The organism is Aurantimonas manganoxydans SI85-9A1 (genome assembly GCF_000153465.1).
Taxonomy (GTDB): Bacteria; Pseudomonadota; Alphaproteobacteria; order Rhizobiales; family Rhizobiaceae; genus Aurantimonas; species Aurantimonas manganoxydans.
Window position 1 is genome coordinate 2,850,130 of sequence record NZ_CH672387.1, and the last position, 19,494, is coordinate 2,869,623.

The 19,494-nt window shown below is 65.5% G+C and carries 23 protein-coding genes; 11 read left to right on the top strand and 12 right to left on the bottom strand.

Going from position 1 to position 19,494, the window contains the following annotated elements; all coding sequences use genetic code 11:
• Positions 1-433: 433 nt before the first annotated feature.
• The 3 genes from SI859A1_RS13455 to choV all read left to right on the top strand — a co-directional run bounded on the left by SI859A1_RS13455 (position 434) and on the right by choV (position 3,471).
• The gene (locus tag SI859A1_RS13455) at positions 434-1,381 is read left to right on the top strand and encodes a choline ABC transporter substrate-binding protein (RefSeq protein ID WP_009210289.1); all 948 of its coding nucleotides are present in this window, start codon (positions 434-436) and stop codon (positions 1,379-1,381) included.
• A gap of 201 nt (positions 1,382-1,582) precedes the next feature.
• A complete protein-coding gene (gene choW / locus SI859A1_RS13460) occupies positions 1,583-2,425 on the top strand; it encodes a choline ABC transporter permease subunit (protein WP_040325816.1) in 843 nt (280 codons plus the stop codon).
• On the top strand, positions 2,422-3,471 hold the full coding sequence (choV, locus tag SI859A1_RS13465) for a choline ABC transporter ATP-binding protein (protein WP_009210291.1): 1,050 nt from the start codon (positions 2,422-2,424) through the stop codon (positions 3,469-3,471). The genes choW and choV overlap by 4 nt, the downstream gene beginning before the upstream one ends.
• A 57-nt stretch (positions 3,472-3,528) precedes the next feature.
• Here the strand turns inward: choV and SI859A1_RS13470 are convergent, their stop codons facing one another.
• From SI859A1_RS13470 to SI859A1_RS13495, 6 genes are all read right to left on the bottom strand, one after another.
• Entirely contained in the window at positions 3,529-4,509 is a 981-nt protein-coding gene (locus tag SI859A1_RS13470) for a dipeptide ABC transporter ATP-binding protein (RefSeq protein WP_009210292.1), read from the bottom strand.
• Positions 4,506-5,576 carry an ABC transporter ATP-binding protein gene (locus tag SI859A1_RS13475; protein ID WP_009210293.1) on the bottom strand — a complete coding sequence of 357 codons (1,071 nt, stop codon included), beginning with the start codon at positions 5,574-5,576 and terminating at the stop codon, positions 4,506-4,508. Before SI859A1_RS13475 ends, SI859A1_RS13470 begins: the two co-directional genes overlap by 4 nt.
• A 5-nt stretch (positions 5,577-5,581) precedes the next feature.
• Positions 5,582-6,523 carry an ABC transporter permease subunit gene (locus SI859A1_RS13480; protein ID WP_009210294.1) on the bottom strand — a complete coding sequence of 314 codons (942 nt, stop codon included), beginning with the start codon at positions 6,521-6,523 and terminating at the stop codon, positions 5,582-5,584.
• Positions 6,524-6,533: 10 nt separating this feature from the next.
• A complete protein-coding gene (locus SI859A1_RS13485; RefSeq protein ID WP_009210295.1) occupies positions 6,534-7,541 on the bottom strand; it encodes an ABC transporter permease subunit in 1,008 nt (335 codons plus the stop codon).
• 216 nt (positions 7,542-7,757) lie between these two features.
• Entirely contained in the window at positions 7,758-9,353 is a 1,596-nt protein-coding gene (locus tag SI859A1_RS13490) for an ABC transporter substrate-binding protein (RefSeq protein ID WP_040325817.1), read from the bottom strand.
• Positions 9,354-9,450: 97 nt separating this feature from the next.
• Entirely contained in the window at positions 9,451-10,614 is a 1,164-nt protein-coding gene (locus SI859A1_RS13495) for an Mrp/NBP35 family ATP-binding protein (RefSeq protein WP_009210297.1), read from the bottom strand.
• A gap of 234 nt (positions 10,615-10,848) precedes the next feature.
• Between SI859A1_RS13495 and SI859A1_RS13500 the strand changes: the two genes are divergently transcribed.
• Positions 10,849-11,685, top strand: a complete 837-nt coding sequence (locus SI859A1_RS13500; protein ID WP_081451400.1) for a HugZ family pyridoxamine 5'-phosphate oxidase — start codon at positions 10,849-10,851, stop codon at positions 11,683-11,685.
• 25 nt (positions 11,686-11,710) lie between these two features.
• On the opposite strand, the gene SI859A1_RS21500 is transcribed toward SI859A1_RS13500, so the two are convergent.
• From SI859A1_RS21500 to SI859A1_RS13525, 5 genes are all read right to left on the bottom strand, one after another.
• Entirely contained in the window at positions 11,711-12,112 is a 402-nt protein-coding gene (locus tag SI859A1_RS21500) for a hypothetical protein (RefSeq protein WP_148233846.1), read from the bottom strand.
• 31 nt (positions 12,113-12,143) lie between these two features.
• A complete protein-coding gene (locus SI859A1_RS13510; protein ID WP_040325819.1) occupies positions 12,144-12,428 on the bottom strand; it encodes a YMGG-like glycine zipper-containing protein in 285 nt (94 codons plus the stop codon).
• Between the two features lie 110 nt (positions 12,429-12,538).
• A complete protein-coding gene (locus SI859A1_RS13515; RefSeq protein ID WP_040325820.1) occupies positions 12,539-12,829 on the bottom strand; it encodes a hypothetical protein in 291 nt (96 codons plus the stop codon).
• Between the two features lie 141 nt (positions 12,830-12,970).
• Positions 12,971-13,927, bottom strand: a complete 957-nt coding sequence (locus SI859A1_RS13520) for a sensor histidine kinase (RefSeq protein WP_244401001.1) — start codon at positions 13,925-13,927, stop codon at positions 12,971-12,973.
• A 264-nt stretch (positions 13,928-14,191) separates the two neighbouring features.
• Complete coding sequence (locus tag SI859A1_RS13525; RefSeq protein ID WP_009210301.1) at positions 14,192-14,986, bottom strand: response regulator; 795 nt, start codon at positions 14,984-14,986, stop codon at positions 14,192-14,194.
• A 353-nt stretch (positions 14,987-15,339) separates the two neighbouring features.
• On the opposite strand from SI859A1_RS13525, the gene SI859A1_RS13530 reads away from it, so the two are divergent.
• The 7 genes from SI859A1_RS13530 (at position 15,340) to SI859A1_RS13560 (ending at position 18,309) form a co-directional block, all read left to right on the top strand.
• Positions 15,340-15,522 (top strand): NepR family anti-sigma factor, encoded by a 183-nt coding sequence (locus tag SI859A1_RS13530; protein WP_148233847.1) that lies wholly within the window; start codon positions 15,340-15,342, stop codon positions 15,520-15,522.
• A gap of 6 nt (positions 15,523-15,528) precedes the next feature.
• Entirely contained in the window at positions 15,529-16,080 is a 552-nt protein-coding gene (locus SI859A1_RS13535; RefSeq protein WP_009210302.1) for a sigma-70 family RNA polymerase sigma factor, read from the top strand.
• Between the two features lie 162 nt (positions 16,081-16,242).
• Positions 16,243-16,599 carry an ElaB/YgaM/YqjD family protein gene (locus SI859A1_RS13540; RefSeq protein WP_040326564.1) on the top strand — a complete coding sequence of 119 codons (357 nt, stop codon included), beginning with the start codon at positions 16,243-16,245 and terminating at the stop codon, positions 16,597-16,599.
• Between the two features lie 2 nt (positions 16,600-16,601).
• Positions 16,602-17,051 carry a hypothetical protein gene (locus SI859A1_RS13545; RefSeq protein ID WP_040325823.1) on the top strand — a complete coding sequence of 150 codons (450 nt, stop codon included), beginning with the start codon at positions 16,602-16,604 and terminating at the stop codon, positions 17,049-17,051.
• Between the two features lie 76 nt (positions 17,052-17,127).
• Positions 17,128-17,574: a host attachment family protein gene (locus SI859A1_RS13550; RefSeq protein WP_009210304.1), complete on the top strand. Its 447-nt coding sequence runs from the start codon at positions 17,128-17,130 to the stop codon at positions 17,572-17,574.
• A gap of 56 nt (positions 17,575-17,630) precedes the next feature.
• Positions 17,631-17,891, top strand: coding sequence for a hypothetical protein (locus tag SI859A1_RS13555; RefSeq protein ID WP_040325824.1), 261 nt, complete (start codon positions 17,631-17,633; stop codon positions 17,889-17,891).
• A gap of 49 nt (positions 17,892-17,940) precedes the next feature.
• Positions 17,941-18,309 (top strand): hypothetical protein, encoded by a 369-nt coding sequence (locus tag SI859A1_RS13560; protein ID WP_040325825.1) that lies wholly within the window; start codon positions 17,941-17,943, stop codon positions 18,307-18,309.
• An 81-nt stretch (positions 18,310-18,390) separates the two neighbouring features.
• Here SI859A1_RS13560 and SI859A1_RS13565 read toward each other — a convergent pair whose 3' ends face one another.
• Positions 18,391-19,305, bottom strand: a complete 915-nt coding sequence (locus SI859A1_RS13565) for a diacylglycerol/lipid kinase family protein (protein ID WP_009210306.1) — start codon at positions 19,303-19,305, stop codon at positions 18,391-18,393.
• Positions 19,306-19,494 lie beyond the last annotated feature (189 nt).

Genomic DNA, 19,494 nt, shown 5'->3' on the forward strand with positions numbered 1-19,494 from the left:
CGTTGGGAGGAGGAACACCGCACTCGGATCGGTATCGCGGCTGTGGTGTCGAACGAGCCCGTCAACAGGGAGGATGAAGTCGGGCTCCCCGTCCGTCCAATACCGCAATAACCAGACTGTAACCCAAGTCGCCGCAAGACGCTGTCACTATTTTGCTACGGACCGTGCCAAATTCGCACAGTTGATGCCCTGAGGAGACATACCCACCATTGCGGAAAATGCCCGAACGGCGTGTAGGCCGCCCCCCCGCATCCAGCCGGGAAAGCCCGGAATTACCGGCTGTTCGAGGCGGTGCAAGGCGCTGTCATGGCCGACAATAAGTCCTGCGAACTGTTGCGTTCACAGGCTACCGCGGCAATAACAATCGCCATCACATTCATGCAGCAGCGGGGCGTGCCAGCGTCCCCGGCCTGCCGATCAGGAGACGATTCCCATGAAGCTTTCCCGAATGTTCGCAGCCGCCATGCTCGGCACCGCTTTCATCGGAACCCCGGCGCTCGCCCAGGAAGCGGAGTCCTGTTCGACGGTCCGCTTCTCCGATGTCGGCTGGACGGACATCACGGCGACGACCGCCGTCACGACGGAAATCCTCAAGGGCCTCGGCTACGACACCGACACCAAGGTCCTGTCGGTGCCGGTCACCTTCGCCTCCATGAAGAACGAGGACATCGACGTCTTCCTCGGCAACTGGATGCCCTCCATGCAGGCCGATATCGCGCCTTATCTCGAGGACGGGTCGGTCGAGGACGTCAAGACCAACCTGACCGGCGCCAAATACACGCTGGCGGTGCCGCAGTACCTGTTCGACGAGGGGCTCAAGAGCTTCGCCGACATCGCCAAGTTCTCCGACCAGCTGGACGGCAAGATCTACGGCATCGAGCCGGGCAATGACGGCAACCGCCTGATCCTCGACATGATCGAGAAGGGCGCCTTCGATCTCGGCGACTTCGACATCGTGGAATCCTCCGAGCAGGGCATGCTCAGCCAGGTCGCCCGCGCCACCCGCTCCGAGGATGCGATCGTCTTCCTCGGCTGGGCACCGCATCCGATGAATAAGAACTTCGAGCTGCAGTATCTGGCCGGCGGCGACGATTTCTTCGGCCCCGACTTCGGCGGCGCCACGGTCCACACCACCGTACGCAAGGGCTATCTCGAGGAGTGCCCGAATGTCGGCGCCCTGCTCTCCGACCTGACCTTCTCGCTGGAGATGGAGAACGCCGTGATGGGCGCGATCCTCGACGATGGCGAGAAGCCGGAAGCGGCGGCCCAGGCATGGCTGAAGGCCAATCCCGACCAGATCGGCACCTGGCTGGAGGGCGTAAAGACCAAGGACGGCGAAGATGGCCTGCCGGCGGTCAAGGCCTATCTCGGTCTGTCGTAAGCCGCAGAATGCCTGACGAGGGCCGGCTGGCGCCGGCCTTCCGTGGCATTGGCAGGCCGGGCCGCTTGTGGTCCCGACTGCGTCCCGCACGGGGCGCCCGATCTGGTTCCGGGCGCCCGGCCGAAACGGCCAGACTCGCGCCAACATCTGCCGTTATGGCGCTTCAGCCGCCGTGACGCGACCTGAAGGACCCTATTGCCCGTGCAGTGGCTCGTAGATCACCCGCTCCCCATCGGCGATTACGCCGAAGCCTTCGTCGATTGGCTGACCGCCAATTTCACGTTCCTCTTCGACGCGATCCGCGACGGGCTGGGCGCCTTCATCGAAGCCATTCTGTTCATCCTGCAATGGCCGCATCCGCTCATTGTCGTCGCGGTCTTCGCCGCCATTGCCTATGCCGCACGGCGCTCGATCCCGATCGTCATCTTCACGGTGGCCGGACTGCTGCTGATCATCAATCTCGGCTTCTGGGAGGAGACGACGGAGACACTGGCGCTGGTGCTGGCCTCGACCGCCGTGTGCATGCTCATAGGCGTGCCGGTGGGCGTGGCGGCCGCCCGGCGCGAATGGCTCTACGCCATCCTGCGGCCGATCCTCGACCTGATGCAGACGATCCCGACCTTCGTCTATCTGATCCCGGCGCTGATCCTGTTCGGCCTCGGCCTGGTGCCGGGCCTCGTGGCGACGGTTATCTTCGCCCTGCCCTCGCCGATCCGGCTGACGCGGCTCGGCATCGCCTCGACGCCGCGCCAGCTTCTCGAAGCGGGTGACGCCTTCGGCGCAACGCCGATGCAGCGGCTGATGACCATCGAGATCCCTTACGCCCTGCCGCAGATCATGGCCGGGCTGACCCAGACCATCATGCTGTCCCTGTCGATGGTGGTGATCGCCGCCCTCGTCGGCGCACCGGGCCTCGGCGTGCCGGTGCTGCGCGCCCTGAACACGATCAATATCGGTCAGGGCTTCGAGGCCGGGCTGGCGATCGTGCTTCTGGCGATCATCCTCGACCGCTTCTTCCGCATCGACGAGGAAGGCCGTTCATGAGCCCGATCGTATCCTTCCAGAACGTCTCGATCGTCTTCGGTCGCAATCCCGAGCAGGCGCTGCCGCTGGTCGATGCCGGCAAGAGCCGCGCCGAGATCCGCGACGAGACCGGCGTGACCCTCGGCGTTGCCGATGCTTCCCTCGACATACAGGAGGGCGAGATCGCGGTGCTGATGGGCCTGTCGGGCTCCGGCAAGTCGACGCTCCTGCGGGCGGTCAACGGTCTTGCCCCGATCACCCGCGGCAAGGTGCTGATCGATACGGGCAAAGGCATCGTCGATCCGAAGGATTGCGGTGCCAAGCGGCTGCGGGATCTGCGCCGCCACGAAGTCGCGATGGTGTTCCAGCAATTCGCCCTGCTGCCCTGGCGCACGGTCGCCGACAATGTCGGCCTCGGGCTGGAGTTTTCCGGCGTGCCGCGCAGCCAGCGACGCGAGCGCGTCGTCGAGCAGCTCGAGCTCGTCGGCCTCGGCGACTGGGTCGACAGCCGCGTCGGCGAACTGTCCGGCGGCATGCAGCAACGCGTCGGCCTTGCCCGCGCCTTCGCCACCAATGCGCCGATCCTCCTGATGGACGAGCCGTTCTCGGCCCTCGATCCGCTGATCCGCTCGCGGCTTCAGGACGAGCTTCTGGAAATCCAGCAGCGGCTGAAGAAGACCATCATCTTCGTCAGCCACGATCTCGACGAGGCATTCAAGATCGGCAATCGCATCGCGATCATGGAAGGTGGCCGCATCGTCCAGGTCGGCACCGCGCAGGACATCGTGCTGCGCCCGGCCGACGACTATGTCGCGGACTTCGTCGCCCACATGAACCCGCTCAACGTCCTGACCGCGGCCGACGTTATGAAGCCCTACGACCGCACCGGCGAGGCGAGCCCTGCCAGTGTCGCCCAGATGGCCGAGCCCGGCACGCCACTGCAGAAGGTCATGTCCGCCGTGAGCCACGGCAAGGGCACCGTGGTCGTCGCGCGCAAGGGCGAAATCCTCGGCCAGATCGGCCCGCAGGAGATCGTCGACGCGCTGGAGCGGCACCAGGCCGGCTGAGAGCCGGCCCGCGGAGCGTCACGGAAAAACTGAGCGGGAGTTCACCGCTCCGCTCGATCAGGGCGGCGGAAGCCGGCCTTCGTCCACCGCGAAACAGGCGACCTTGGTCTCGCCGTGCTGGGTCAGCACCGGCAGCTCGGAGCGGCAGCGCTCGTTGGCATAGGGGCAGCGCGGATTGAACGAACAGCCCGGCGGCGGGTTGAAGGGCGACGGCAATTCGCCCGACAGGCGGATACGCTCGCCGCGGTCGCTCGGCCGGGTCGCCGGCGTCGCCGACAACAGCGCCCGCGTATAGGGATGCAGCGGGTTGGCGTAGAGCGCGTCGACCGGCGCGATCTCGACCGGACGGCCGAGATACATGACCATCACCCGGTCCGCGACGTGCCGGACCACCGACAGATCGTGGCTGATGAAGATGTAGGTGAGGCCGAGCCGTTCCTGCAGATCCGCCAGGAGATTCAGGATCTGCGCCTGGATCGACACGTCGAGGGCCGAGACCGGCTCGTCGAGCACGAGGATCTTCGGCTCCAGGATGATCGCCCGCGCGATCGCGATGCGCTGACGCTGGCCGCCGGAGAACATGTGCGGATAGCGGGCGTAATGCTCCGGACGCAGTCCCACCTCGGCTAGGGCCGCCTCGGCCTTCCTGCGCCGCTCGGCCGACGACAGGTTGGTGTTGATCTTCAGCGGCTCCTCGATGATCGTTCCGACCTTCTGGCGCGAATTGAGCGCGCCATAGGGATTCTGGAAGACGATCTGCACGGTGGAGCGGAGCTTCTTGACGTCGCCCTTGTCCTTGCCAGACACGCGAACGCCGTCGATATCCAGCACGCCCTCGGAGGGGGTCTCGATCATCGTCAGCATGCGCGCGAGGGTGGACTTGCCGCAACCGGACTCGCCGACGATGGCGAGGGTCTCGCCTTCCTCGACGACGAAATTGGCCTCCTTCACCGCCCGCAGGTCGAGCGGCTTCTGGAACATGCCGCGCCTGACCTCGTAGGACTGGCTGAGATCGGTCGCGGTGACGATTGCGGTCATCGTGCGTCTCCCCGCAGATCCGTTGCGATATCGGCGGGGCGGCCCGTCCCCTCCTGAAAGCCACCATCCGGGCCGAAGCCCGCCGGCACGTCGCCCGGCGCACGCGGATCGGCGCCCAGCGGATAATGGCAGAGCGCCTCGCCCAGCGCCGGCGGTTGTCGCGGCGGCACAACCGTGCGGCACACATCGTCGGCCTTGGGGCAGCGCGGATTGAACAGGCAGCCATCCGGGCGGTCGCCCTGCCCCGGCACCACACCCGGAATGGTCGGCAGGCGCGTGCCGGTCGCCCGCTCGGGGATCGCCGAGAGAAGCGCCGCCGTATAGGGGTGATGCGGCTCGTCGAACAGGGTCGCCACCGGCTGGCGCTCGACCTGCTGGCCGGCATATTGCACCACCACCCGCTCGGCGGTTTCGGCGATGACGCCCATGTCGTGGGTGATCAGGATCATTGCCATGCCATGCTGCTTCTGCAGGTCGAGCAGAAGATCGAGGATCTGCGCCTGAATGGTGACGTCGAGCGCGGTGGTCGGCTCGTCGGCGATCAGCAGCTTGGGATTGCAGGCGGTGGCCATGGCGATCATCACGCGCTGGCTCATGCCGCCCGAGAGCTGGTGCGGGAATGCCGTCAGCCGCCGCTCGGGTTCGGGAATGCCGACGAGCTGCAAGAGCTCGACGGCCCGCGCCTGCCGCGCCTTGCGGTCGAGATCGGTATGCGCCTTCAGCGCTTCCTTGATCTGGTAGCCGACATTGAAGCACGGGTTGAGGCTGGCCACCGGCTCCTGGAAGATCATCGCGATGTCGCGGCCGATGATCTTGCGGCGCTCGCGGGCCGACATCGCCTGCATGTCGCGCCCCTCGAAGGCGATCTCGTCGGCGGTCACGGTGGCCGACGGCGGCAGCAGGCCCATCAGGCCGAGCATGGCCACGGACTTGCCGGAACCGGATTCGCCGACGATGCCGAGCACCTCGCCGGAATCGATGACGAGATCGATGCCGTCGACCGCCTTGAACGGACCGGAGGCGGTGTCGAAGGTCACCGACAGATTGCGGATGGAAAGCAGGGGCATGGCTGTCAGCTTCGCTTCATCTTCGGGTCCAGCGCATCGCGCAGGCCGTCGCCGACGAGGTTGATCGCGAGCACCGTGATCAGGATGGCGAGGCCCGGGAAGGTCACCACCCACCAGGCGCGCAGGATGAACTCGCGTGCCTCGGCCAGCATGGTGCCCCATTCGGGCGTCGGCGGCTGCGCGCCCATGCCGAGGAAGCCGAGCGCCGCGGCGTCGAGAATGGCGTTGGAGAAGGACAGGGTCGCCTGGACGATCAGAGGGCCAAGGCAATTGGGCAGGATCGTCACCAGCATCAGCCGCAGCGGCCCGGCGCCGACGACGCGGGCGGCGGTGACGTATTCGCGCTGCTTCTCGGCCATCACCGAGGCGCGCGTCAGGCGGACGAAATGCGGCTGCAGGACGAGCGAGATGGCGATCATCGCATTGGTCAGGCCCGGCCCGAGCACGGCCACGAGAACCAGCGCCAGCAGCAGCGAGGGAAAGGCGAGGATGATGTCCATCACCCGCATGATCACCGTGTCGACCCAGCCGCCGACATAGCCGGCGATCAGGCCAACGGCGATGCCGACACTCACCGCGATGACGACGACCACGACGCCGATGAACAGCGAATAGCGCGAGCCGTAGATCAGCCGCGAGAGGATATCGCGCCCGATCGCGTCGGTGCCGAGGAAATACGCCCACTGGCCGCCTTCCTGCCAGGCCGGCGGCAGCAGTTGCGCGTTGGAATTCGTCAGCACGGCCGAATGGGGCGCCAGCAGCGGAGCCGCCAGGGCGATGAACACGATCGTCAGGAACACGGCGAGGCCGACCACCGCGCCCTTGTTCTCGGAGAAATAGAACCAGAACTCGGCCAGCATCTGCCGGCGCACACTCTTGGCCGGCTTGCGGTCCGGAATGTCGGCGCCAACGCCTTCGGCGGCTTCCTGGGCTTCGATATGGCTCATCGCTCGCCTCCTACTTCGCCCGAACGCGGGGATTGATGACGCCGTACAGGAGATCGACGATCAGGTTGACGAGCATGATCATCATGGCGATCAGCAGCAGGCCGCCCTGGACGACCGGGTAGTCGCGCCGGAAGACGCTGTCGACCATCCACTTGCCGATGCCGGGCCACGAAAAGATCGTCTCGGTGAGGATCGCGCCTGCCATGAGCACGCCGACCTGCAGGCCGATGGTGGTGACGACCGGGATCAGCGCGTTGCGCAGCGCATGGACACCGACCACGCGCTTGCGGGCCAGACCCTTGGCACGGGCGGTGCGGACATAGTCCTCGCCGAGAACCTCCAGCATGGCCGACCGGGTCTGCCGGGCGATGACGGCGAGCGGGATCGTCGCAAGCACGATCGACGGCAGGACGAGATGCGAGAGCGCCGAGGTGAAGGCGCCCTTCTGACCCGACAGCAGCGAATCGATCAGCATGAAGCCGGTCTCGGCGGGGAAATAGTAGAGCAGCGAGATGCGGCCGGAGACAGGTGTCCACTGCAGGGTGCCGGAGAACAGGATGATCAGCAGCAGGCCCCACCAGAAGATCGGCATGGAATAGCCGACGAGCGCCGCGCCCATGACGCTCTGGTCGAACCAGGAGCCGCGCTTCACCGCCGCGATCACGCCGGCCGGAATGCCGAGGCAGATGGCGATCACGATGGCGCAGAAGGACAGTTCCAGCGTTGCCGGGAACAGCGTGAAGAACTCGCCGGCCACGCCGCGCTTGGTGACGATCGAGGTCCCGAAATCGCCTTGGAACAGCCCGAACAGATAATCGAAATACTGGACGAAGAGAGGCCGGTCGTAGCCGAGTTGCTGCATGATCGCCGCGTGGCGCTCGGGGTCCATGACCCGCTCGCCGGCCATCAGCGCCACGGGATCGCCTGGCAGAAGCCGGATGAAGGCGAAGGCGACGATCGAGACACCGATGAAGGTCGGGATCAGGACCAGTAGTCGGGAGAGAAGAAAGCGCTGCATATTGGCTTGTCGCATGTTTTGGGTGAGGCCGGTAGCGGTCTCGCGGCAGCGTCCTACACCATCCCGGCACCAAAGCGAACCCGCAAACGGCGGGAGTTCTGCGTCTTTTCAACCGCTTAGCATTCCGCCACGGCATCGGCGACGGATGCCCGGCGCCCAACGCAAACGGGGCGGCTCGATGCCGCCCCGTTCCATCCTCGCAATGTCGCGTCGAAGTTACTCGGCGATGTCGACGCCGTCGAAGCGGTGATAGCCCAGCGGGTCCTGAACGAAGTTCTGAACCGGCTTCTGCATCGGCATGAACACCGTCGAATGGTCGATGGTCATCCAGGGCGCCTCTTCCTTGAAGACCTTCTGCGCCTGCTTGTAGAGCTCGACGCGTTCGGCCTGGTCCGAGGTTTCCTTGGCCTTGCTGACCAGCGAATCGAACTCCTCGCTGCACCACTGGGCGCGGTTGTTGCCGCCAACAGCGTCGCAGCCGAGCAGCGTGTCGAGGAAGTTGTCCGGGTCGCCATTGTCGCCGGTCCAGCCCAGCATCACCGCGCCGTCGCGGTCCTTGGCCTTGGACTTGTCCAGATACTCGCCCCATTCGTAGGAGACGATCTCCGACGTCACGCCGACCTTCTGCAGATCGGCCTGCATCAGCTCGGCTGCGCGGCGCGCGTTGAGCATGTAGGGACGGCTGACCGGCATCGCCCAGAGCTTCATGGAGAGATCGGTCACGCCAGCCTCCTCGAGCATCTTCTTGGCGGCTTCCGGATCGTAGGTGTCGTCCTCGATGGTGTCGTCATAGGACCACATCGTCGGCGGGATCGGGTTCTTGGCGACGGTGGCGGCGCCCTGGAACACGGCGTCGACGATCGCCTGCTTGTTGACCGCCTTGTTCAGTGCCTTGCGGACCTCGACCTTGTCGAAGGGCGCCTGGGTCGTATTGTAGGCGAGATAGGCGACGTTCAGGCCTTCCTGCTCGAGAACCGTCAGGCTCTCATTGGCCTGCATCGACTCCACGTCGGCGGCGTTCGGATACGGCATGATGTGGCATTCGCCGGCCAGCAGCTTCTGGGCGCGGACCGACGCATCGGTGGTGATCGCGAAGACCAGATCGTCGATCGGCTGCTTGCCGGCCCAGTAGTCCGGATGCGCGCCATAGCGGATCACGGCGTCCGGCTGATAGGCCACGAACTGGAACGGCCCGGTGCCCAGCGGCTGCTGGTTCAGCGTCGCCATGTTGCCGTCAGCTTCCAGCTTGTCGGCATATTCCTTCGACATGATCGAGGCGAAGTCCATCGCCAGATCGGCCAGGAACGGGGCTTCGGGCCGGGTCAGCGTGAACTTGACGGTCAGGTCGTCGACCTTCTCGATCGACTCGATCAGGTCCGGGAAGCCCATGCCGTTGGCATATTCCCAGCTGGCGCCGGTCACATACTGGTTCCAGGGATTGTCGGACTTCAGCTGGCGCTCGAAGGAGAAGATCACGTCGTCGGCGTTGAGCGGCCGGGTCGGCGTGAAGAAGTCGGTGGTCTGGAACTGCGCGTCGGAGCGCAGCTTGAAGGTGTATTCCGTGCCGTCCTCGGAGACTTCCCAGGATTCGGCAAGACCCGGCTCGATCTCGGTGGAGCCGTGCTTGAACTCGACGAGGCGGTTATAGACCGTGCGCGACGCCGCGTCGAAGGTGGTGCCGGCGGTGTAGAGCGCCGGATCGAAGCCCTCGGGCGACCCTTCCGAGCAATAGACGAGCGTCTTGGCCGATGCGGCCGAGCCGAGCGCCATGGTCAGCGCGGTCGCGGCCAGCAGCCGGGTTGCAAACTTCATGGATGACATCTCCCGAATAGCGATGCGGACGGAGAGTCCGCGGAGGCCGGCATCCCACAAGTTTTGCAAAAATCATGCAAGCGCAATTTTTGACCAGTTACTCAAAAACGATCTCGGGAGCCGGCGCCGCATGAGCCCCCAGTTCCAGGCGGGCCAGCGTGCGCGCGGCGATGTCCTTGTAGATGGCGGCATGCGGGCCGTCCGGCTCCCCGGCGACGACCGGGTGGCCGCTGTCCGAGCTCTCGCGGATCGCCATCTCGATCGGCACTTCGCCGAGAAACGGCACGCCCAGCCGCTCGGCCTCGTCGCGGGCGCCGCCATGGCCGAAGATGTCGTAGCGATGGCCGGTATCGGGTGCGATGAAATAGCTCATGTTCTCGACGATGCCGAGCACGGGAACATCGACCTTCTGGAACATGGCGAGACCCTTGCGGGCGTCGATCAGGGCCAGATCCTGCGGCGTCGAGACGATGACCGCCCCGGCCAGCGGCACGTTCTGCGCCATGGTGAGCTGCGCGTCGCCGGTGCCCGGCGGCATGTCGACGACCAGAATGTCGAGCTCGCCCCATTCCACCTCGCGCAGCATCTGGGTCAGCGCCGACATCACCATCGGCCCGCGCCAGATCATCGGCACCTCCTCGTTGACGAGGAAGCCCATCGACATCGCCTTCAGCCCGTAGGCCTCGAGCGGGATCATGGCGCGACCGCCGGAGGTGCGCGGCTTGCCTTTCAGATTGAGCAGACGCGGGATCGACGGGCCGTAGATGTCGGCGTCGAGAATGCCGACCTTCATGCCGACCGCGGCAAAGCCGAGGGCCAGATTGACCGCTGTCGTCGATTTGCCGACGCCGCCCTTGCCCGATGCGACGGCAACGATGCGGGTAATGCCGGGGATGCCGGGCTTCTGCGACGGCTGACGCTGCGGGGCCGGCGACGATGGCGCCTCGCCCGGCCGGATCGCCTGCCCCGGACGTGCGGACGGTGCCGGCCGCTCGGGCGCCGAGCCGGCGGGGCGTTCGGCGGTCAGCGCGACCAGTGCGCTGGTAATCCCTTCGACGCCCGCAACGGCACTTTCGATGCTGCGGCAGAACGGTTCGAAGCGCTCCGCTTCGGTCGTGGGAACCGACAGCGAGAAGAACGCCTTGCCGTCGGCGATGAAGATGTCGGAGACCATGTCGCGGGAAACGACGTCGCCCTTGCCGTCTGGCGCGTCCATCGCTTTCAGGATGGTCAGGATGCGCGACTTCTGCGCTTCGCTCATTCTCGGCTCCTTCGGTCTTGCCGCCCCCGCCGATCCGCTACCGCCTTCGAAGGCATGCTGCGGCCCATGCGGACGATGCCGGCGCGTTCGCCCCGGCTCGGCCCCGTGCTCGTGTGCTTGATGCTTCTGCGCTGATATCGTGCCTCGGCGGCGATATCCAACCGGAATGCCCGGACTTAATGCAACGCCGCCCGTCCTGATGCGCATCGCCGCACGTCGGGCTAGTCTGCCGGGATGACCGATCGCACCGCAACATCCGGGATCTCCGCCGCCCCTGCAGAAAGGGACGCCACGCCCGCGCCGCGCGATGGCGATCCCGCGCCGCGCGATGGCGATCCCGCGCCATCCGTCCTGCAGCAAGTGGACGATTCGGCCCGGCGACTGGCACGATCGCTGCTGCGCGGTGCGCGGGACGGAATGCTGGCGGTGCTGCGACCCGGCGACGGACATCCCGCGGCGAGCCTGGTTCTCGTTGCAACGGACTTCCAGGGACGACCGCTCCTGCTCGTCTCCGCGCTGGCGCTGCATTCCGCGGCGCTCGACGCCGACCGGCGCTGTTCGCTGCTGGTGTCGCGCCCCGGCAAGGGCGATCCCCTCGCCCATCCCCGCCTCACGGTTTTCGCAACCGCCAGTGTCGTGGCAGCGGACGATCCCGAGCGGCCGGGGCTGCGGGACCGCTTCCTGGCGCGACACCCGAAGGCAGCGCTCTACGCGGACTTCGCAGATTTCCGGATGATCCGGCTGGAGCCGGAGACGGCTTCGCTCAATGGCGGCTTTGCCCGCGCCTTCGCCCTCGAACGGGGCGACCTCGTCGACACGCCTGCGCCGGAACTCGCGGCGACGGCAATGCGCGCCCGCGACCACATGAACGACGACCACCGCGACGCCATCGACACGCTGGCGGCGTCAGCCGGGCTTTCGGAAGACGGATGGCGCATCGCGACCATGGATCGCTTCGGGTTCGAAGTCGTTCGCGGAGATCGTCTGGCGCGGATGGAGTTCGGTCTCGATGCGGCCGCGCACGGCTATCGCGACGCGTTTGTGTCGCTCGTTCGCAGTCAGGCGGACTGAACCCGATCGGCGCGGATCGCGAGCGCTAGAGCCTGTAGCCATCCGGGCAGGATGAGCGGAACCGCAGATTGCTATTGCCGCGCACATAGATGCACTGGCCGGCGGCATTGGCGGCCTGGCCGATGACCCGGTCGCCCGGCTCCACGGCAACCTCTGGAAGGCGCCCGACGCGGTAGGGCGCATCCTCTGCGCCTTCCAGTCCGAAGACCGCGCCGAAGACCGGCGGCAATCCCGTGCCGGAACATCCCGAGACGAGCAGCAGGCCGGCCAGTCCCGCTCCCCAAGCAATGAGAGCCGGCCGCCGCCGCTTGCCCAATGCCTGACGGCAATCCTTCGTCATGTGAGCCAGATTCCCTTGATCCGCGAATAGCTGCCTGTGCACCCAAACGAAAAAACGGCCGCCGAGCGCAAGCTCGACGACCGTCATTCTCGTCAGCGGGTCGCGAGACCCGAAGTGATCAATAACCGTCCGGGCAGCGGTAGATGTTACCGTCCGAATAGCGGCAATAACCGTCGCGCTCCTTGGAGCGGCCAATCACGTTACCCGCGATGGCGCCACCGGCCGCGCCGATCGCGCCGCCGATCAGGGCACCCTCGGCATTGCCGCTTACGCCCGCTCCGATCGCCGCGCCGCCGAGGCCGCCGAGCGCCGCACCGCCGGCAGTGTAGCGATCTTCAGTCGTGCAGCCTGCTGCCGCCAGGGTCAGTGCGGCGACAGCCGCGATCGAAAGCTTCTTGAACATATTTCCACCTCTCACAAACACAGTCGTCCCACCACGGAACGCTACGCTATCAGTTTGGTTCCATCACCAGTGCACGATCGTATCCCCCGGCCAATTCGGCCGAACAATCCTTAGCGTGAGGCGACCATCTGCGGCTCGGCATCAAAGGTGATCAGCAGCTGGCCGTCCCGGCTGACCGCCCAGTCGATGGACGCGGACTGTTCGAAGACCTCTTCATCGACAGCCTTGCAGGCGCCGTAGACCTTGCGCTGTTCCGAACCGCTCAAGCGGATCTGCAGACCCAGATCCTGCTGGCATTCGGCAACGGTTTCGTAAGCGGGGACGGGAACCGGAATTTCCTTGCAGACGGAAGCATCGCCTGAACATCCGACCAGCAGCATGAAAGCAGCAACGTGTTCCATCGAACCTCTCCTTTGGCTCTACAACGGGCCTTCGGCAGAGAGGTTCCACAGCGACAGGTTCGGATCGCGATTTTTCCGAAACTACATGATCACGGGGGCGGAACCCGGATCTGACGTTACGTAGGGCTTCCGAAATCGGCGTCAGGCGGAATCGCGCCGGCCGTTGGAGGTGATCTCGTATTGCGCCGCCGGGATGACCAGCGTGTAGCGGATCCCGTCGGGGAGATATTCGAGCCTCGCTTCGCCGCCGACGGCGTTCGGAACGATGCGCTCGAGCGTCGAGGTGCCGAAGCGCGGGTCGCGCTCCAGCCGCACCCGCGGCCCGTTGCGCTCCTGCCAGACGAAGACAATCACCTGATCGTCGCCGCGCCAGTCGAAGCTGGCACGGATCGAGACGGAGCCGCCGGGAACCGACAGCGATCCGTAGGAGGCCGCGTTCACCGCCAATTCGTGCAGCGCCAGCCCGACATGGAGCGACGCCGTGGGCGACAGATAGACGTCGAGCGCGTCCACTACGATCTGGTCCATTCCGTCCGGCGCGTAGCGCTCGACCTGCATCCGCACGAGGCTCATCAGGTCGGCGCCGCGCCAGTCGGCGTCGGTGACGATGTCCTGCGAAGAGGCCAGCGACTGGATACGGCCGCGAAAGCGAACAAGGAATTCGGGAACGGTCACTGAGTGCCGCGCGGTCTGGCTCGCCAGGCTCTGGATGATCGCCAGGAGATTCTTCGACCGGTGCGACAGCTCGCGCAGCAGCGTCTTGAGCGTGTCTTCGCGGCGTTTCTGCTCGGTGATCTCGACCGACGTGCCGATAATCCCGCAGACGTCGCCGGCCTCGTTCTCGTCGACGTCGATGCGGATATCGAACCAGCGCACGGACGCGCCCTTGATCGTCGACAGCTCGAACCGGGCCGGCTTGCGGGTGTCGATGACGTTCTGCTTGAGCTTTTCGGAGCGTTCGGCCGCGCCGACCGGCAGGATGTCGCGATCGGCCATGCCCTCGACCGCCAGAGCAAGCCAGGACTCGCCGGCATTGTAGACCCACGCATAGCGCAGATCACAATCCTGGGCGAAGACGGACACCTCCGTATTCGCCAATGCCCGCAACACCTTGTTCACCAACATCGTATGCTCAATCGACACGAATACAACGGAGCGCGTCCGCCACCATTCGGGTTGCCGCCTCGCTTTGCGAAACGACCGCCCGTCCTCGACGACGCCCTGCCCCGTCCGGACCGCGGGGACCGGCGCCCGGTGTCGGGCGATGCCCCCGCGGCACCGCAAGCAAAGTGCTCCCGGCGGGTCGCGTCCGGCCCATCACGGGTCGACACGCTCCGCGCCGGGGACAGCAGGCGACGTCCGTCAGGCCGCCGCCTTCTTGTCGGTCTCGAAGAACAGCGCCTGGCTGATCAGCGCCTTGACCATGTCGGGATTGAACGGCTTGGTCACCAGGAAGGTCGGTTCCGGGCGTTCACCCGTCAGCAGCCGCTCCGGGAAGGCGGTGATGAAGATCACCGGCACCGACACCTTGTTCAGGATGTCGTTCACCGCGTCGATGCCCGAGCTGCCGTCGGCAAGCTGGATGTCGGCCAGCACCATGCCGGGCCGCTGCTTGTCGAAGAGCTCGATCGCTTCCTTGTGGGTCCGGGCGATGCCCGTCACCGCATGACCGAGGCTCTCGACCATCTGCTCGATGTCCATCGCGATCAGCGGCTCGTCCTCGATGATCATGATCTCGGTCGAAACCTGACGCCCGATATCGGTGCTGGCCTGATCGATCAACTCGGAAAAGCGCGTCTCATCGATGCTCAGGATCGTCGCGGCTTCCTCCGAGGTGAAGCCCTCGACGGCGACGAGCAAAAACGCCTGCCGCGGCAGCGGCGAGATCGCCTTCAGATTGTGCGACGCCTTCTCTTCCCAGGCCGAGGTCGGGGCATCCTCGCGGATGTTCACTTCGACGGACTGCCAAAGGGAGGAAAACAGCTTGTAGAGCGAGATGCGCGGCGTCTGGTCGTCCGAGAACAGGCTCGGATCGGCGATCAGCGCTTCCAGAACCGCAGCCACGTAAGCGTCGCCGCTCGCCTGCGAGCCACTCAAAGCCCGGGAATAGCGCCGAAGATACGGAATATGCGGCGCTATGCGGGATGACATCGACATATAAAAACCCCTCGAGTCGATCGAGACAAACACGTTCACAATGCGCTCGGAAACGTCCTTGTCGAAATAAAGTTCCGTGACCGGGAACCGGATCCGCCTCCCAGCCCTTACAGATGGGATGTTGAAGGCGGATGGAAACCTCGGCGCTTGGATTCCAGGGCAAAAATTGCCTTGGACTTGAGGCGCCGATGTCTGCGTCTATATTCCGGCCTCGACTGGAAGCAATGCGAGCTACGAATGCACACCATGCCGAACGCCAGACACGCGAATTCGAACAGAGCGCCGCGCTCCGGGACTGCCGTAACCGTGCTTCGAGACGCGTGATGGACGACCGGAAGAGCAAGGACGAGAGCATGCAGACTTCCCACGCACAGCGATCGGAGCGCTCGTCGGACACCGGCGTCCAGTCCGCCATCGGCAAGCGTCTGAAGGCCTATTACGACGATGTCGCGAGCGAGCCGGTCCCTGACCGCTTCCTGTCGCTGCTGGATGCGCTGGATGCCGCCGAGTCGTCGTCCAAGGCGGGCAGCAAGTAGGCTCCCATGACAGAACAGACGGATTTCCGTAGCGATCTGATCGCCATCATCCCGAATCTGCGTGCTTTCGCGGCGTCGCTCGCCGGGTCGTTCGACCGGGCCGACGACCTCGTGCAGGAGACCCTCGTCAAGGCGTGGGACAAGCAGCACACCTTCCAGCCGGGCACCAACCTGAAGGCCTGGCTGTTCACCATCCTGCGCAACGAGTTCTACACGCAGATGCGCAAGAAGGGCCGCGAGGTTCAGGATGTCGACGGGATCCACGCCATGCAGCTGGCGGGCCACCCCGAGCAGCACGGCCATCTGGATCTGCAGGATTTCCGCAAGGCGCTCGACATGCTGCCGGACGATCAGCGCGAAGCCCTGATCCTGATCGGCGCATCCGGCTTCTCCTATGAAGAAGCGGCCGAAATCTGCAAATGCGCCGTCGGCACCATCAAGAGCCGCGTGTCGCGGGCCCGGACCCGCATCGGCGAACTTCTCGGCATCGAGGGGGACGGCGAATACGGGCCGGACTCGATCTCCTCCCAGATCATCGGCGTCGCGCCCGCCGCCTGAGGCCACGTCAGTAAACAGCGCGGCGCCGCGCTGCATCGCGAGAAAACCCTCGCGAAACCGGGAACCCCAAGCCCTCGAAACAGTTTCAGTCAGAACCGGATCGCTCACCCCCGAATGGAGGAGACAACCGGATCGTCAGTTTCATTTCGAATGAGGTTCAGCATGGTTTCCGATACCACCCCCCACAATATCCAGTCCGGCGGCACTCCGGGGGGCGCTTCCACCGCTGAGGACAAGGCGGATTTGGAAACCCAGATCGATCATCTCCGCAAGGATCTCGCCGGCGTGACCGATGCGCTGAAGTCGCTGGCCTCCAACCAGGCCGACGATGCCCGTCGCAACGTCTTCGCCCTGCGTGACGACGTGCGCGAGCGCGGCGAGCGCTACATCCAGCAGGCTCAGGACGCAGCGTCAGACCTCGAAGAGCAGCTGAGCGAGCGCGTCCGGGCCGAGCCGATCAAGAGCGTCCTGATCGCCGCGGCCGCCGGCTATCTCTACGCGCGCATCTTCCGCCGCTGATCATGCTCTCTCAGCTAGTTACGAAGCTGATCACCGGCGAGGCGGGCGTCTTCCTCGCGCGGATGAAGCGGGTCGTCGCGCTCTATGTCGTGATGGCCGTCTTCGCCCTCGGGATGGCGATGTCGCTGCTTCTGGCGCTGTTCGTCTACCTCGCCCAGATCTTCGGCCCGCTTCCGGCCGCACTCGGTTTCGCCGGCGTGTTCCTGGTGCTGGTGATCCTGACCTACATCGCGGTCATCATCGCCCGACGTCCGCCGAAGAAGCGGGCGGACGACCGGCTGCAGCGTGACATCGCGTCGATCGCCGGTGTCGCCGCGGTCTCCAACCTGCCGCTGATCCTCGGCACGGTAAAGCGCAAGAAGAGCCTGCTCATCCTGCCCATGGTCGCCGCCGGCGGCTGGGGCGTGTGGCGAGCGATCGCCGCCTACAAACGCGACAGCCGCCACCACTGAGACGTTCGGCGCGCCCACGGCCCGGTCGCGCCGAGCCTCATCCTCATCGCGGTCTCGAACGAAACGAGGTGTTCCCATGGCAGCTCCGACCATCGACCACGAAACATGGATCCTCGTCGCCGACGGGCAGAAGGCACTGTTCCTCTGCAACGAGGGCGATGATGAACTCCGCAACTTCGCGGTTCGCCGCGTCGAGGAACAGAACAATCCCCCGGACCGCGAGCAGGGTACCGATCGCCCCGGACGGATGGGCGATCAGGGATCGGCGCATCGCTCGTCGGTGGCGGAGACCGACTGGCATCAGCTTGCCGAAGACCGGTTCGCCAAGGACCTCAGCGATATCCTCTATCGCATGGCTCACAAGAACCGCTTCGAGAAGCTTGTCCTCGTCGCTCCCCCGAGGGTTCTCGGCGAATTGCGCCAGGAACTGCACAAGGAAGTCCAGGACCGGATCGTCGGTGAAGTACCCAAGACGCTGACCAATCATCCGATCGACCGGATCGAGACGCTTCTCGCCGACTGACAACAATCGACGCCACCGGCCGCCCAGACGCGGCGGGGCCGTCCGGAGGAACCCATATGTCCAATATCGATCCCGATCGCGCCCGCCAGGGCGAAAAGGGCACACCGGTGCTGATGATCCTCGTCGCCGGCCTTGCCCTGTGCGCCGTGGTTTTTGCCGGGCTCGGCATCTACGCCTGGACGATGCCCGACGCGGATGTCGCCGTCGAAGGCGAGGCCATCGAAAAGCCGGCCGAGGCGCCGACGACGGACGGCAGCGGACTTGCGACGCCGCAGGATTCCGATACGGCCGCGCCCGAGTCCGAGACCGCCCAGTAAGGTCGCATATCGGCGTCCGTCATGGACGCCCAACCCAGGGAGAGGTGCCATGCCCGATCCGAACGAACATCCGCAGAGTGAAGTGATCGCGGTCGATCAGGAGCCCGGCGGTGACGCCGACCAGCCCGGCATCGCCCAGCCGATCTCGCAGGACGAGATCAGCGACCTGATCAACAACAGTCAGATGCCGATCGAGGAACGAGAAGCCCGCCTGCACGCGATCGCCCAGCGTCTGGGCACCCGCGAAAACATCGATCTCGCCGACGAGTTCGATCCGATGCGCGAGCAGGTCAACGAGGCGCTGAACATGCTGGCGAGCGGCGGCCACAGCTACGGCTCGCTCGACGCCGCAGGCTTCGATCCCGACGAGCGCTCGGATGCACAGGCGCCGGACGATACCGGACCGTCCAAGGTCTGATATTGCGGATCGCCGCAGCCGCAGCGACATGAGAGCAGATATGAGAAGGGGCGCAGCCGGGCTGCGCCCCTTCTTGCGCTGTCAGCGCAGATAGGTCGCGTCGCTCGGGGCGAGGACGTTCAGCCCCTTCGGCGTCAGCGTGACGGTCATTTCCGGCTCGATATCGACCAGTTCGCCATCCCGGACCGCCCGGTTGCGATGGTGGCGTCCCCGGTAGAAAATCCGGACTTCGTGCGCAGAGGTCACCTTCAGGCTCGGATTCTGGCGCCAGGTTCCCAGCATGATGTCCACGGCGACCTTCAGGACCGAACGCAGGTCGCGGTCGATGCAGATATAGATGCCGAGCTCGCCGCCCCTGGGGTCGTCGGCATAGGGAATATGGCCGTCGCCGTAGAGATTGTTGGAGATGGCGATCGCCGGGCTGGCGATCCGCTGCATGACGCCGTCGATTTCCAGTTCCAGCTCGACCACCGGGAAGCGCCGCAGCGCCATGAACACGGCGCGGGTCGTCGCCATCATCTTGCCGAGGCGCGAGGCGTAGGAGATCTTCTTGCGCATGCGCACCATGCGGGCATGCAGGCCCACGGCATACTGGTGCACAAAAGGCGTGCCGTTGACCGAGGCGATGTCGACCGGCGTGATGACGCCCGACGCGAGCGCGGCCACCGCCTGATCCAGCGGCAGCGGAATCTGCAACGTGCGGGCGAAGAGGTTCATCGTGCCGGCCGGCAGGATGCCCAGTGCAATGCGCCCGTTCGCCAGCGCCGTGGCCGCCGCCGACACGGTTCCGTCGCCGCCGCCGACGAGGAGAACGTCGATATCCTCGCGCTCGGCAGCCTTTCCGATGGCAGCGACAATTTCGTCCCCCGAGCAGTCGTCCACGGTCAGCTCGTGGCCGTGCATCCGGAACTCGTCCTGCATCAGGGTGGTGAGTTGTCCGAGATCGGTCGTCTTGAGACTGCCGCCGTCGCGGTTGAGGAGAGCGAGAATCTTCATGGGGGTGATCCGGAACGCGTATTGCGGGAGCCTGGGCAGCGGACGACTAACTAGGCCGTCCCTGTAGCATCGCCACCTCCGCCGGACACGACCAATCGTATCCATCGATAGTTGCCGATCGGAACCACCGGGGCGATGGGGCGTTCGCCCCCCATACAAACGCCAGGCGCCCGTTCCCTCCGCGCCCTC

Bases quoted from the DNA above. Each gene is read 5' to 3' on its own strand.
- SI859A1_RS13455 (WP_009210289.1), top strand. From the start codon at position 434: ATGAAGCTTTCCCGAATGTTCGCAGCCGCCATGCTCGGCACCGCTTTC.
- choV (WP_009210291.1), top strand. From the start codon at position 2,422: ATGAGCCCGATCGTATCCTTCCAGAACGTCTCGATCGTCTTCGGTCGC.
- SI859A1_RS13470 (WP_009210292.1), bottom strand. From the start codon at position 4,509: ATGACCGCAATCGTCACCGCGACCGATCTCAGCCAGTCCTACGAGGTC.
- SI859A1_RS13475 (WP_009210293.1), bottom strand. From the start codon at position 5,576: ATGCCCCTGCTTTCCATCCGCAATCTGTCGGTGACCTTCGACACCGCC.
- SI859A1_RS13480 (WP_009210294.1), bottom strand. From the start codon at position 6,523: ATGAGCCATATCGAAGCCCAGGAAGCCGCCGAAGGCGTTGGCGCCGAC.
- SI859A1_RS13485 (WP_009210295.1), bottom strand. From the start codon at position 7,541: ATGCAGCGCTTTCTTCTCTCCCGACTACTGGTCCTGATCCCGACCTTC.
- SI859A1_RS13490 (WP_040325817.1), bottom strand. From the start codon at position 9,353: ATGAAGTTTGCAACCCGGCTGCTGGCCGCGACCGCGCTGACCATGGCG.
- SI859A1_RS13495 (WP_009210297.1), bottom strand. From the start codon at position 10,614: ATGAGCGAAGCGCAGAAGTCGCGCATCCTGACCATCCTGAAAGCGATG.
- SI859A1_RS13500 (WP_081451400.1), top strand. From the start codon at position 10,849: ATGACCGATCGCACCGCAACATCCGGGATCTCCGCCGCCCCTGCAGAA.
- SI859A1_RS21500 (WP_148233846.1), bottom strand. From the start codon at position 12,112: ATGACGGTCGTCGAGCTTGCGCTCGGCGGCCGTTTTTTCGTTTGGGTG.
- SI859A1_RS13510 (WP_040325819.1), bottom strand. From the start codon at position 12,428: ATGTTCAAGAAGCTTTCGATCGCGGCTGTCGCCGCACTGACCCTGGCG.
- SI859A1_RS13515 (WP_040325820.1), bottom strand. From the start codon at position 12,829: ATGGAACACGTTGCTGCTTTCATGCTGCTGGTCGGATGTTCAGGCGAT.
- SI859A1_RS13525 (WP_009210301.1), bottom strand. From the start codon at position 14,986: ATGTCGATGTCATCCCGCATAGCGCCGCATATTCCGTATCTTCGGCGC.
- SI859A1_RS13530 (WP_148233847.1), top strand. From the start codon at position 15,340: ATGCAGACTTCCCACGCACAGCGATCGGAGCGCTCGTCGGACACCGGC.
- SI859A1_RS13535 (WP_009210302.1), top strand. From the start codon at position 15,529: ATGACAGAACAGACGGATTTCCGTAGCGATCTGATCGCCATCATCCCG.
- SI859A1_RS13540 (WP_040326564.1), top strand. From the start codon at position 16,243: ATGGTTTCCGATACCACCCCCCACAATATCCAGTCCGGCGGCACTCCG.
- SI859A1_RS13545 (WP_040325823.1), top strand. From the start codon at position 16,602: ATGCTCTCTCAGCTAGTTACGAAGCTGATCACCGGCGAGGCGGGCGTC.
- SI859A1_RS13550 (WP_009210304.1), top strand. From the start codon at position 17,128: ATGGCAGCTCCGACCATCGACCACGAAACATGGATCCTCGTCGCCGAC.
- SI859A1_RS13555 (WP_040325824.1), top strand. From the start codon at position 17,631: ATGTCCAATATCGATCCCGATCGCGCCCGCCAGGGCGAAAAGGGCACA.
- SI859A1_RS13560 (WP_040325825.1), top strand. From the start codon at position 17,941: ATGCCCGATCCGAACGAACATCCGCAGAGTGAAGTGATCGCGGTCGAT.
- SI859A1_RS13565 (WP_009210306.1), bottom strand. From the start codon at position 19,305: ATGAAGATTCTCGCTCTCCTCAACCGCGACGGCGGCAGTCTCAAGACG.